Below are 12,226 nucleotides of genomic sequence, written 5' to 3' on the forward strand. Positions count from 1 at the left end.
CCCACAGAAGGCGATATGGCCAACGCTACTCACCGCGCGCTTCACGGTGCAAGCAGAACCGGAAACCTGCGTCGGCGAGGAGCGGGGCAGTCATCGGCGCCACACGTTGACCTTCTCCGTGCTCAGCATCGGTGCACCATCCGGCCCCTTCACGAAGGCGGGGATCCACGTGTGGCGCCGCAGCGACCGGCCGGGGCCGTGGGCCTGGGCTCGCCAGTGCCCGGACACGACCCACCGGTGCCGGTATCGGCGGCCGGTGAGGTCGCTGCCTTCATCGGGGGTATGCCCGTTCGGCGTGTACTGGCGGCGCAGGGTGGTGACGGTCACGTCCGGGTTGCTGACGCCTGCCCGGGCGAGGCTTCGCCGCTCCGAGCCGGTCGGCCGTTCCTTGGTGCGCTCGATCAGTGTCGGCTGCTGCATCAGCAGCCACGCCGCGGCAAGCGCGGACACGATGGGGATGGGCAGGCCGCCGAGGTCCGCCATCGACACGGGCTCCGCAGTAACGGGCAGCAGCTCCCCGTACACGGGCACCAGCGGGGGCATCCGCTCCTCGACGAGCTCCATCTTGTTGCGGCTCTTGATCTCGGCGGCCAGCCGCGTGCGGGACATGAGCAGCCAGAGCATCATCCCGTCCCGGTAGGGCCCCCACACGCAGCCCTCGACGGGGATGTGGACCCCGCTGGATTCCATGCTGCCGATGCCGTCCGCCCACCACAGGAAGCCGGAGGGTGAGGGCCGGTCGGCGGTGGCCCAGCGGGCGGCCGCCAGCTGGGAGCCGGCGGACACGGCCAGGGCCGCCATCTCGGGGGCTACCCAGTACATGCTCGCTTCCTGAAGATGCGAGCCCAGCGCGTCCAGCCCCCACGCCATGTCGTCGCCCATCTGCGCCCGCAGGGTCTGTAAGGGGGATTGGGGGTCAGAGAGGTGCGCGAGGAACTGGCGCCGAAGCCTAGGGAGATCGGCGGGGCGGATAGTCACGATGCCTCCGTTTCATCGGCGGCGGGCCGCCAGTTGCCGCGGCCTCGGCGGGCGGCCTGCGCGGCTTCGACGTCGACCCGCCGGTACAGGCTTCGGCCAGCCCGTCCGGGTTCTCTGCCGACGGCTTCTACGCCGAGTCGGTGCAGCGTCTTGCGGGCCGATCCTGTGGCCGACTTGCCCGAGTAGCCGAAGTACTCGGCGACTTGGTCGATGGTCCACAGCTCGGTGTCGTCGTCCATGGGGGTTCCTTCCGCGACCGCCCCGCCCGGAGGTCCGGACGGGGCGGTGGTTAGTTCGTGTGCTACCACCGTTCGACGGTGGCGATGTAGGCCACGTCCACGGCCTCCCAGCGGCTGACCCGGTGCCAGCCGTCGGCCAGCATCAGCGCCTCGGCTTCGCGCTGCGCGTCGCTGATGTCGCCCTCGCGGGCGTCGACGTTGGTGATGGCGTAGAAGGACTGGTCCTTGCTGGTGTCCATCGCCCACGCGGTGTCGTCCTCGGGGTCTCCGATGCAGTGGTCCTCGTGGATCGTGATGTCCATGTTGGGCTGGTCGAGGCACGAGGCGGTGTTGACGAGCCAGGCGGTGAAGTGGGTGGGCGCGGTCATGGGGTGCTCCTCTGTGGGTGCGATGGGATGAGTCTGCCTCACGGTGAGGCGGATGTGGTTACAGGGTGGCCGCGGCGGTGCGGATGCCGCGGCTGATGCGGTCGAGCAGGTTGATCCAGCCGCGCTGGCCGTCACGGAAACGGATCTCGATGTAGTTGGCGCCGTCGTGCTTGAAGTAGAGGCGCCCGTCCGGGACGTTGAAGTACACCTTGTCGATCGCGTACAAGACGGCCCCGGCTCGGCCGTTGGCAACGTCGTCGCCGTCGATGGAGAAGCCGGAGACGTTGCCGGTGCCGTAGAAGTCGATGTCGACTCCCTCGGCGAAGTCCAGCCAGTTGTTGATGTAGACGCGGTCCATGTCGCCCTTCTGCCAGCGGCGGCCGCCGAGCTTGATGCAGTGCTCGGCGGTGAGGGCGAACGGCTTGGCCTTGCGGGCGCCGATGGCGATGCGGCGGGCGAGGGAGGTGGCGTCGATGGTCCACTTGCCGGCGTTCTTGATGGCAGCGACGGCTCCGATGCGGCACCAGTTGCGGATGGTGGCGACGGTGACCTTGGCCTTAGTGGCGGCGGCAGTGGTGTTCATTGGGTTCCCCTCTCCCTTGCGACATCCCCACAATGCCTCACCGTGAGGCATTGTGGCAAGAGGGGTAACCCGAAAGAGTGACAGGCGAGTTGACGTCAGCCGAGAATGCCCAGCTCAGTGTCCGGCCGGCAGTACGAGCAGGCCTGCACGCCCACGACGAGCGCCCGCCGCGTCGGAGGTCTTCCCGCTGTCACACCGGAATGGGAACATGAACACATCACATCCGAGCGATGAGCGTGCTGGCTGCCGCTGCTACTCGGACCCCGCTCGCCCGCCGGTTGCGTGCCCGGCGGGCGGAGCGCTGTCAGCCCGCGCTCGCACTCGCTACTGTGTGGCTGAGCCCCTGATACGGGCAGGCGTACCAGACGGTCGCGCACCGTCTGCGTGGGTCGGGCCGCGCGAACCCGTGCGCCCGGGAGGGGTAGAACCCCGGCCCGGCCCCTACGACTCCCCGCCGTCCGGGTGCCGGACGGCCTTCTTCAAGGCGGCCTCGACCTTGTTCCGCGGCTCCCCGACGGCGTTCGCGTACTCGGTGACCGCGGCCTGCACCTCCGCGGCCCGCTCCCGCCACACCGCGTAGGCCGCCTCGCCGCCGCCCTTCAGGACGTCGGCCCAGGCCTCGTCCGAGGCGGTCTGCAGGCGGATCAGGTCGTCGGTGAGTTCGATAGCCACCCGACGATCCTAGGCGGCCGGCCGGACCTCGTCGCGCATCGCCGCAGCCCAGGCGACCAGCAGCCGCAGGTACAGCTCCTCGTCCTCCGGCCGCAGCCGGCCATCCGCCCACAGCTCGCGGATCGCGTCGTTGATCTCCTCGGCCGTGATCGTCACGCCGAACAGACTAGCGGCGAGGACCGACACGAGGGCAGGGTCCGCCCATAAGGTGATCCCATGATTCGAGCAGTGGTTTTCGACGTCGGTGAGTGCCTGGTAGACGAGACCCGCGAGTACGGGACTTGGGCCGACTGGCTCGGCGTCCCCCGCCACACCTTCGCCGCGATGTTCGGCGCCGTCATCGCCCAGGGCCGCGACTACCGCGAAGTGTTCCAGCCCTTCAAGCCCGGCTTCGACCTGACCGCCGAGCGGGAAGCGCGCGCCGCTGCCGGGAAGCCTGAGTGGTTCGGCGAGGAAGATCTCTACCCCGACGTGCGCCCCGCCCTGGCCAGGCTGCGCGCTGACGGCCTTTGGCTGGGCATCGCCGGCAATCAGACGGTCAGGGCTGGCGGGCTGCTCCGCGACCTCTTCACCGGTGACGTCGACCTGATCGGCACCTCGGACGACTGGGGCGCCAGCAAGCCGGACCTTGAGTTCTTCGAGCGTGTCGCCGCCGTCGTGCCTTACAACGTGGACGCGATCCTCTACGTCGGCGACCGCGTCGACAACGACCTCCGCCCCGGCCAGCAGGCCGGCATGCACACCGCGCTCATCCGCCGCGGCCCCTGGGCCTCCATCCAGTGGGACACCGAGGAAGCGAAGAAGCTGCCGACCTTCCGTGTCGACAGCCTCCTCGAGCTCCCCGGCCTGATCGCCGAGTTCAATTCGCGAGAGCGCTGAGCATCGCACCCCAGCTGTACAGCCGGTCATCCAGGCCGCGGACGCAGGGCTCGCCCTCCCAAGGGGCGAGCTCCCGCCGCACCTCACGCACCCGCTCCATGCCAGTGGCGTACCAGTGCGTCTCCAGCAGGTCGAGGGCGCGGACCGCATACTCGCACGCCGCCTCGGGCCGGCCGGCCGCCACCTCTACCGCGGCCAAGTCGCCGAGCACGACGGTCTTCTGCTTGTCGGCGTCAGGCGGCAGGGCGTCGAGGACGCCAAGCAGGGTCTCCCGGGCCTGCGGCACATGACCCGCCCGCAGCTGAGTGTTCCCCTTGAAGGCCGCCAGGCGGGCCGGGCTGAACCAGTCCAACCACTCGGGGCTCCGCTCGTCACCACCGGCTGCCAGCACGTCCTCGGCGTGAGCAATCAGATTCAGCGCCGTCCTCGTCGACCCGCATCGGGTCTCGCATTCCGCCTCGACCGCGTCCAGCCACGCCAGCAACTCCGGCGAGGCAGGACCACGGCGGGCCGAGGTCCGGGCCATCCTTATCCGCTCCGCGGCCCCGTCCCGGTCGCCCGCCCATCCGGGCACGAAAGCGGTGTGCGCGAGGATCGCGGCACCGAGCAGGGGGTCGTCGGCGTCGCCAGCCGCCTGCAGGGCACGCAGCCACGTGTCCCGGGCGCGGGCCGGCTCGGTCAGGTCGAAGAACTCGATGCGGCCGGCAAGCAGCCACGACTCGGCAAGCGCAGCCGCGACCGTCCTGCGGATGACGCCGGACGTCGCGGGCAGCAGGGCCGCACCGAGCGTGGCGTGCGCAGCCACCGCCGGGTGCAGGGTGGCGGGGGCCACCGTCCAGTACAGACGGCGGTGCGCCCGTGTACCCGCCGCGAAGGCCGACGCCGCGCTTGCCGGCTGGGCCGCGTTCGGAACCGTCAGCGGCGCCACCGGCGGCGTCCGCAGAACCCGGCCTGCATCCACGCTCGGCGCAGGCGACGGGAAGCCCAGGTCTTCGATGCTGGTCACGCCGAGGAGCTCGACGAGAACCCGCTGACAGTCGGGGTGCGGGAGCGGCGGATTGTCCGACTCCCAGCGGCGGACCTGACGGGCGCTCACGCCCAAGCGGCGGGCGGCCAAGGCGTCGGCGAGCTCCTGCTGGGAGCGGTAGCCCGCGGCCTGCCGGGCGGCCCTGAGGCGCGTGTTGCCTAGCGGTCGGGACATCCCAACCTCCATGGTGTGTAGGGGCGGTGGCCAGTCTGGCAGCCGGTCCGCTACCAGGCCACGAATCACCCTCACGGGCGCAGAAACGTCCGCTTTACGGCAGGAAGAAGGCCGCTCGAAGTCCTCGCCATGCGTCCTCTTACCGGCCACGCTGATCTCCACCACCCGCCGCCGAGGCATGGAGCACACCTGTGACCAGCCAGCCCACCTCCCCCGCAGCACCAGCCCAGCCCGAAGCCGTCATCGCGCAGGCCCTCGTCCCCTACGGGCGCATGCCGTCCGAGACCGAGGTCGCCCAGCTCACCGACCAGCTCCTCACCCACGGGGCCGCTGCCCTCGCGGCGATCCGGGAGCTTGACGAGGTCGAGCAGGCCCGCCTCGCCGGCGCCGTCCGGGACTGGACGCAGCTGGTGGCCACCGGCCCGACGGGGGCAACCGCCGGCTTCGCGAACTGGAGCTACAGCCGCGCCCTGGCCCGCGCCGTCAGGGCTCTCCGCGGCGGACTCCGGGACGCCGGCCGCCCCTAGACCCCCGCCCCTCCCAGCGGCGGCCGGGAGGGGCGGGAACTGGCCAGTAATCGAACGGTTGACTGGTCAAGGTTTCGGTCATAAGTTCCACGTGACAGGGGTCAACGCGCGGGACGGGACTGGCAAATGTTACGGATTCGCACGGGGTGTGAACCCAGCGTGTGCATAAATGCGCGCCACACCTTCCGCTAGCTGCATATGCCAGGCAGGATGAGGGCACCCGCCTGGTGACCGAAACCGGCCCTCTCGCGGGTTACGGAAGTAGATCCCTGGCTGGAAGACGAAGCGCTGCAGCAATGCGGAGGAGGTGGCTGAGCTTGAGATCATTCTGGGCCAACTCTGCCCGCTGCACCGTCGACCTATCGACGCCCGCGCTGTGCGCCAGCTCTTCCTGAGTCATTTCCGCATCGACTCGCGCGTCTCGAATTCGCAGCCCCACTTGGCGGCGGGAGTCGAGGATCCAGTCTGGCTGTTCTGAGGCGAGCACCTACAAAAACTGAACCGAAGATCATCGTAAGTCAGCAGCTACCTAGCCGCTTTTGACCCCTTACCGATCGGTCGACAGGAAGAGTTCATCGACCCCGGAGATGCCCGCCGGCCAGCTGCGGTACCCCCTTGGCGGCTGGCTGGCGGGACACCCTTGAGCGCCGAAGCCGGAGTGCATTCAACCCCCCAAGGTGAGCACTCCGGCTTCGGCTTGTTCGACTCCACCAGCCCCCGTGGGAGACGGATGGGAGTTGATCACGGCAAGGAACCGCACGGATCTGCTAGCTACCGCTAGGAACCGCTAGATCAAATTGCCATCCCTGCAGGTGAAACCCGCATGTCAGCAGGTCAGAGTCAGACCTTCGGCTGCTGCTGGGTGATGCAGTGGATACCGCCGCCCCCGGCGAAAATCGTACGTGCGTCGACGAGGGTGACGGTCCGCTCCGGGAACAGGCCGCGGAAGATGTCGGCGGCCTCCTCGTCGCGCGGGTCGTCGAAGGAGCACAGCACGACGCCGCCGTTGCACAGGTAGTGGTTGATGTAGGAGTAGTCGACCCACTGCCCGTCCTCCTCCAGCACCGTCGGCGCCGGGATCTCCACGACCTCCAGCCGCCGGCCGCGGGCGTCGGTGGCCGCGCGCAGGAGGGCGGCGATCGTCTTGCAGCGCTCGTGGTCCGGGTGGGCGGGGTCGGGCTGGGTGTGCACCATCACCACGCCCGGCCGGGCGAAGGCGGCCACGATGTCGACGTGGCCCTGGGTGCCGTAGGTGCCGTAGTCGCCGGCCAGGCCGTACGGCAGCCAGATCGCCTTGGTGGTGCCGAGGTGGGCGTGGACCTCGGCCTCGACCTGCTCGCGGGTCCAGCCGGGGTTGCGGCCCGGGCCGAGCTGGACGGTGTCGGTGAGCAGCACGGTGCCCTCGCCGTCCACGTGGATGGCGCCGCCCTCGTTGACCAGGGGGGTGCTGAAGGTGCGGGTGCCGACGAGGTCCGACACGTGCCGGGCGATCTTGGAGTCGTGCTCCCAGCGGGCCCACTCCTGGGCGCCCCAGCCGTTGAAGGTCCAGTCGACGGCCGCGAGCCCGCCGCGGTCGCCGACGACGAAGGTGGGGCCGGTGTCGCGCATCCAGGCGTCGTCGAGTTCGCGCTCGACGACGGTGAGCTCGTGGCCCCCGCCGGCGCCGGCGATCGCGCGGGCGCCCTCCGCGTCACCCGGGGACACCACGAGGGTGACGGGCTCGTACGCGCGCACGGCGCGGGCGACGGCGCCCCAGGCCTCGCGGGCCTCGGCGAGCTCCCGCTCGTCGGTGAAGGTCGGGTTGGGACTCGGCCAGGCCATCCAGGTCCGCTCGTGGGCGGTCCACTCGGCGGGCATCCGGAAGCCGTCGGCGGCGGGTGTGGTCGTCATGGTGTGGGTCCTTGGGGCTGGGCCGGGTTACAGGAAGTACAGGCGGTTGAGCGGGACCGATTCGGCCGCTTCGGAACGCAGCGGGTCCCCGTCGAGGGTGACGAGCCCGCTGTGCGCGTCCACGTCGACCGCGCCCGTCCGGGAGTTGAGGAGGAGGTCGGCGGGGCCGATGCCGCGGGTGCCGCGCACGGCGACGCGCCGGCGGCGGGTGGGCATGGCGTCGCCGCCGAGGGCCGCGGCGGCCGCCGAGACGAAGGCGACGGAGATGTCGGCGGCGGTCGCCCCGTACGAGCCGAACTGCGGGCCGAGGACGAGCGGTTCGCAGGTGTCGGTGGCGGCGTTCGGGTCGCCGGTGACCCCGTACGCGGGGAAGCCGGACTTGAGGACCAGTTGCGGCTTGGCGCCGAAGAACGCCGGGCGCCACAGCACGATGTCGGCGAGCTTGCCGACCTCGATCGAGCCGATCTCGTGGGCCAGGCCGTGGGCGATGGCCGGGTTGATCGTCAGCTTGGCCATGTAGCGCAGGACCCGCGCGTTGTCGTCGCCCTCGCCGTCGCCTTCGAGCGGGCCGAGTTCGGCCTTCATCTTGGCGGCCATGGCGAAGGTGCGGCGGACGGTCTCGCCGGCGCGGCCCATGCCCTGGGCGTCGGAGGAGGTGATGCCGATGGCGCCCAGGTCGTGCAGGACGTCCTCGGCGCCCATGGTGCCGGCCCGGATCCGGTCCCGGGCCATGGCGGCGTCGCCGGGCAGGTCGGGCTTGAGGTCGTGGACCGAGACGATCATGCCGTAGTGCTCGGCGACCGCGTCCCGGCCGAAGGGCAGGGTGGGGTTGGTGGAGGAGCCGATGACGTTCGGCACGCCCGCCATCTTCAGGACGTTCGGGACGTGCCCGCCGCCGCAGCCCTCGATGTGGAAGGCGTGGATGGTGCGCCCCTCCAGCACGCGCAGGGTGTCCTCGACGGAGAGGCACTCGTTGAGGCCGTCCGAGTGCAGGGCGACCTGCACGTCGTGCTCCTCGGCCACCCTCAGCGCCGTGTCCAGGGCCCGGGTGTGGGCGCCCATGTCCTCGTGGACCTTGAAACCGCTGGCGCCGCCCTCGGCGAGGGCCTCGACGAGGGGTGCGGTGTCCGAGGAGGAGCCGCGGGCCAGGAAGCCGATGTTGACGGGCCAGGCGTCGAAGGCGTTGAAGGCGTGCTTCAGCGCCCACGGCGAGTTGACGCCGACACCCCACACGGGGCCGAACTCCTGGCCGATGACGGTGGTGACGCCGGCGGCGAGCGAGGCCTCCATGATCCGGGGCGAGAGGAGGTGGACGTGGGTGTCCACGGCGCCGGCCGTGGCGATCAGCCCCTCGCCGGAGACGATGCTCGTGCCGGTGCCGACGACGACGTCCACGCCGTCGAGGGTGTCGGGGTTGCCGGCCCGGCCGATCGCGTGGATGCGGCCCTCGCGGATGCCGATCGACACCTTGCGGATACCGAGGACGGCGTCGATGACCAGCACGTTGCTGATGACGACGTCGCAGGTCTCCCGGACGGCGGCCGCCTTGAGGTGCAGGCCGTCGCGGGCGGTCTTGCCGAAGCCGGCCAGGAACTCGTCGCCCGGCTTCTGCGCGTCGGACTCGACGCGCACGGTGAGCCCGCAGTCGCCGAGCCGGACCCGGTCCCCGGCGCGGGGGCCGAAGACGGCGGCGTACTCGTGCGGGTCGACGTGCCGGCTGCCCGGCGCGCAGTGGTCGCTGTGCCTGGTCTGCCTGCTCACTCCTGCTCTCCTTCGGTGCGGGCGGCGGTGCCCCCTGCGGCGCCGAGGTACCCGCAGGCGGCGGCGCGGGCCAGCGCCTGCTCCTTGGCGCCGGGGGCGTCCAGCGGGCCGTCGACCAGCCCGGCGAACCCGATCGCGACGCGGTCGCCACCGATGGGGACGAGGCCGACCTCGCCCTCTCCGTGCGGGTCGAACCGCACGGACGAGCCCGCGGGGACGCACAGGCGCATGCCGTAGGCGGCGGCGCGGTCGAAGTCGAGGCGCGGGTTGGCCTCGAAGAAGTGGAAGTGCGAGGTCACGCTCACCGGCACGGGGGCCGTGTTGCGCACGTGCAGGCGGACCTCGGGCTCCGGCTGCGGGGCGCCGGGGCCCGGCACGACCGCTCCGGGGGCGTCGTCGCCGAGCGGGACCGCGCCCCGGACGGGCGCGGGGACCACCGCGAGCCGGGAGCCGTCGTCGAAGACGGCCTCCACGTGCACCTCGGTGACCACGTCCGCCACGCCGGGCAGGACGTCGTCCGGGCCGAGGAGGCTGCGGGCCTCCTCGATGGCCTCCGCCAGCCTCTTGCCGTCGCGCGCGGCCTCGCAGACCGTGTCGGCGATCAGGGCGGTCGCCTCCGGGACGTTGAGCCGCAGGCCGCGGGCCCGCCGGGCCCTGGCCAGTTCCGCGGCGCTGCGCAGCAGCAGCCGGTCGCGCTCCGTAGGGGTCAGCCGCACGACGATCCACCACCTCTCGGGTCAACGGATTAGAGCATCACTCTAACTCTTCACTTCCGCTCAGGGAATCATTGACCTGGGAGCAGGGCCTGGTCCACATTGAGTGTCGCTCAAACATTGATGCATCCATTGCTGCGCCGTCCCGCCGCCCTGCAAGGGAGTCCCCATGCCAATCGAACAGCGCGGAGTCGACACCATCCCCGAGGAAGAGCGCACGAGCGGTCCCCGTGACCTCGTCTCGATCCTGCTCGGATCCAACCTCTGCCTCGGCGTGATCGTCTTCGGCTGGCTGCCCCCGTCCTTCGGACTGGGCCTGTGGCCCTCGGTCACCGCCATCGTGACCGGCACGCTCGTGGGAATCGCCTTCACCGCGCCGCTGGCCCTGGTCTCCCTGCGGACCGCCACCAACCTGTCCACCTCCAGCGGCGCCCAGTTCGGCGTCCGCGGACGGCTCGTCGGCTCGGTCGTCGGCCTGCTCCTCGCCCTCGGCTACACCGCCCTGACCCTGTGGATCGGCGGGGACGTGATGGCCGGCACCCTGTCCCGGCTCACCGGGCTCCCGGACACCGGCCCCACCCGGGCCGTGATGTACGGGCTGCTCGCCGCGTTCACCGTGGTCGGGGCCGTCTTCGGCTACCGGCTGCTGCTGCGCATGAGCAAGCTGCTGTCCATCGGCATGGTGGGCCTGCTGGCCGTCGGCGTGTACGCGTACGCCCCCGGGTTCACCACCGCCGCACCCCCGGACACCGCCTACCTGCTCGGCTCCTTCTGGCCGACCTGGCTGCTCGCCGCCGTTGCCGCCGGGCTCAGCGGCCCCGTCGCCTTCATCACCCTGCTCGGCGACTACACCCGCTACATCTCCCCGCGCACCCACAGCCCCCGCACGGTCCTGCGGGCGACCGGCCTGGGACTGCTGATCGGCCTGCTCGTACCGCAGTTGTTCGGCACGTACACCGCGCTCGCCGCCCGGGCCGGGGCCGACTACGCGGGACCGCTGGTCGCCGCCGCACCCCTGTGGTACCTGGTCCCGCTGCTGGCCGCCGCCGCGGCCGGCTCGGTCGGCAACGCCGGTCTGATGCTCTACTCCATGGGCCTCGACCTCGACGCGATCGTGCCCCGGGCCACCCGCACCACGGCCACGCTGGTGGCCGCCGCCGTCGCCACCGCGTTCGTCTTCGTGGGCTCCTTCGAGTGGGACGTGCAGTCCGCGATGACCTCGTTCGTGCTGCTGCTCACCGCGATCGGCACCCCCTGGGCCGTGATCACCCTGATCGGTTACGTGCGCTGCCGCGGCGCGTACGACGCGGACGCGCTCCAGGTGTTCAACCGCCGCTCCCGCGGCGGCGTCTACTGGTACAGCGCCGGGTGGAACCTGCGCGCGACGGCGTCCTGGGCGCTGGGCGCGCTGGTGGGCTCGGCCGCCGTGTCCACGCCGCTGTACGAGGGGCCGCTGCTCGCCCTGACCGGCGGCGTGGACTGCAGCTTCGTCCTGTCCGGACTGGCCGGCGCTGTGGCCTACGCGGCGCTGACGTTCCGGACCACCACCGCGTCCGGGACCGCTCGGGCGGCCGCACCGGCCGAGGGGACCGCGCTCGCCACCGACTGACGGCGCCGCGGGGACCGAGCCCCGCAGCGCACCGCGGGCCCCGGGAACAGCCCCGGGGCCCGCTGCGGTCAGCGGCAGTTGTGCCGGTCGGCCGCCTCGCCGACCGCCATGTCCAACGCCTGGATCTGCGGCTGGAGCTGGGTCAGCGCGTCCTTGCCCGTGGTGTCGCCGGGCAGGCCCTCGTAGCTCTTCTTCAGGTTCTCCGCAGCCGACTGGACGGCCTCCCGCTCGGCCGACTTCATCGTCTGCTTGCTCTCCTTGACGTTCTTCCAGTCCGTCTGGACGGCTTGGTACGCCTTCTGCATCTGGTCCTTGGTGGCCGTCGCCGGATTCAGCGCCTTCAGCGCGGCGCTGTCCGACTTCAGCTGGACCAGATTGGTGCACAGCTCGGCGGCGGCCTTCGTGGCCTCTTCCTGCGGGGTCGTGTCGTTGTTCGAGCATGCCGATGCGCCGAGCACGACGGCTGCACACAGCAGGCCGGAGGCAACGAACCGCTTCATGGGACCCGCCTTTCCGCCGGCCCCAGCGGCCGGCGCACGAGAGATCCACCCCGGTGGGGGTGTGCCCGTGCCGCCCGTGCCGGTGCCCGGCGCCGGATCGGCAGGCACCGTCAACCTCGCACGGCGGCGCCCGCCCCGCACGTCCGCCGCGTCCGTACGGGTGGGACCGGCGGGCGCGGGGCGGCGGACGCGCGAAGGGGCCCCGGCCGACCTTGGGTTCTAACGGTCCTCGCAACACCCGCGATCTGTGGGAGTTGCGAGGACCGTGGGCGTTGAGCGGGTTGATCTTGCGGGGCTGAGGGAGCG

The 12,226-nt window shown here is 71.3% G+C and carries 15 protein-coding genes; 3 read left to right on the forward strand and 12 right to left on the reverse strand.

The genetic code is table 11. The features are described from left to right. Positions 1-90: 90 nt before the first annotated feature. The 6 genes from ACZ4VL_RS24010 to ACZ4VL_RS24035 form a co-directional block, all read right to left on the reverse strand. Complete coding sequence (locus ACZ4VL_RS24010; protein ID WP_468203514.1) at positions 91-882, reverse strand: hypothetical protein; 792 nt, start codon at positions 880-882, stop codon at positions 91-93. A 92-nt stretch (positions 883-974) separates the two neighbouring features. Next, complete coding sequence (locus ACZ4VL_RS24015) at positions 975-1,217, reverse strand: hypothetical protein (RefSeq protein WP_468203517.1); 243 nt, start codon at positions 1,215-1,217, stop codon at positions 975-977. Between the two features lie 62 nt (positions 1,218-1,279). Further along, complete coding sequence (locus tag ACZ4VL_RS24020; protein ID WP_468203520.1) at positions 1,280-1,585, reverse strand: hypothetical protein; 306 nt, start codon at positions 1,583-1,585, stop codon at positions 1,280-1,282. Between the two features lie 58 nt (positions 1,586-1,643). Further along, on the reverse strand, positions 1,644-2,168 hold the full coding sequence (locus ACZ4VL_RS24025) for a hypothetical protein (RefSeq protein ID WP_468203523.1): 525 nt from the start codon (positions 2,166-2,168) through the stop codon (positions 1,644-1,646). A 441-nt stretch (positions 2,169-2,609) separates the two neighbouring features. Beyond that, positions 2,610-2,840 carry a hypothetical protein gene (locus ACZ4VL_RS24030; protein ID WP_468203525.1) on the reverse strand — a complete coding sequence of 77 codons (231 nt, stop codon included), beginning with the start codon at positions 2,838-2,840 and terminating at the stop codon, positions 2,610-2,612. A 9-nt stretch (positions 2,841-2,849) separates the two neighbouring features. Beyond that, positions 2,850-2,996, reverse strand: coding sequence for a hypothetical protein (locus ACZ4VL_RS24035; RefSeq protein WP_468203528.1), 147 nt, complete (start codon positions 2,994-2,996; stop codon positions 2,850-2,852). A 60-nt stretch (positions 2,997-3,056) separates the two neighbouring features. Between ACZ4VL_RS24035 and ACZ4VL_RS24040 the strand changes: the two genes are divergently transcribed. Continuing rightward, entirely contained in the window at positions 3,057-3,719 is a 663-nt protein-coding gene (locus ACZ4VL_RS24040) for an HAD family hydrolase (protein ID WP_468203531.1), read from the forward strand. Here the strand turns inward: ACZ4VL_RS24040 and ACZ4VL_RS24045 are convergent. Then, positions 3,700-4,920, reverse strand: a complete 1,221-nt coding sequence (locus ACZ4VL_RS24045; protein WP_468203534.1) for a helix-turn-helix domain-containing protein — start codon at positions 4,918-4,920, stop codon at positions 3,700-3,702. The genes ACZ4VL_RS24040 and ACZ4VL_RS24045 overlap by 20 nt on opposite strands. A 191-nt stretch (positions 4,921-5,111) precedes the next feature. On the opposite strand from ACZ4VL_RS24045, the gene ACZ4VL_RS24050 reads away from it, so the two are divergent. Beyond that, entirely contained in the window at positions 5,112-5,447 is a 336-nt protein-coding gene (locus ACZ4VL_RS24050; RefSeq protein WP_468203537.1) for a DUF6415 family natural product biosynthesis protein, read from the forward strand. A gap of 253 nt (positions 5,448-5,700) precedes the next feature. Here the strand turns inward: ACZ4VL_RS24050 and ACZ4VL_RS24055 are convergent, their stop codons facing one another. The 4 genes from ACZ4VL_RS24055 to ureA form a co-directional block, all read right to left on the reverse strand. Further along, positions 5,701-5,934, reverse strand: a complete 234-nt coding sequence (locus tag ACZ4VL_RS24055) for a helix-turn-helix transcriptional regulator (RefSeq protein WP_468203539.1) — start codon at positions 5,932-5,934, stop codon at positions 5,701-5,703. Positions 5,935-6,287: 353 nt separating this feature from the next. After that, positions 6,288-7,337 carry an agmatine deiminase family protein gene (locus tag ACZ4VL_RS24060; protein WP_468203542.1) on the reverse strand — a complete coding sequence of 350 codons (1,050 nt, stop codon included), beginning with the start codon at positions 7,335-7,337 and terminating at the stop codon, positions 6,288-6,290. A gap of 27 nt (positions 7,338-7,364) precedes the next feature. Next, positions 7,365-9,098 (reverse strand): urease subunit alpha, encoded by a 1,734-nt coding sequence (locus ACZ4VL_RS24065; protein WP_468203545.1) that lies wholly within the window; start codon positions 9,096-9,098, stop codon positions 7,365-7,367. After that, a complete protein-coding gene (gene ureA, locus ACZ4VL_RS24070; RefSeq protein ID WP_468203548.1) occupies positions 9,095-9,814 on the reverse strand; it encodes an urease subunit gamma in 720 nt (239 codons plus the stop codon). Before ureA ends, ACZ4VL_RS24065 begins: the two co-directional genes overlap by 4 nt. A gap of 166 nt (positions 9,815-9,980) precedes the next feature. On the opposite strand from ureA, the gene ACZ4VL_RS24075 reads away from it, so the two are divergent. After that, complete coding sequence (locus tag ACZ4VL_RS24075) at positions 9,981-11,420, forward strand: cytosine permease (RefSeq protein WP_468203551.1); 1,440 nt, start codon at positions 9,981-9,983, stop codon at positions 11,418-11,420. A gap of 68 nt (positions 11,421-11,488) precedes the next feature. Here the strand turns inward: ACZ4VL_RS24075 and ACZ4VL_RS24080 are convergent, their stop codons facing one another. Further along, positions 11,489-11,920 carry a hypothetical protein gene (locus ACZ4VL_RS24080; protein ID WP_468203555.1) on the reverse strand — a complete coding sequence of 144 codons (432 nt, stop codon included), beginning with the start codon at positions 11,918-11,920 and terminating at the stop codon, positions 11,489-11,491. Positions 11,921-12,226: the final 306 nt, after the last annotated feature.

Source organism: Streptomyces sp. NPDC029014, from assembly GCF_055564695.1.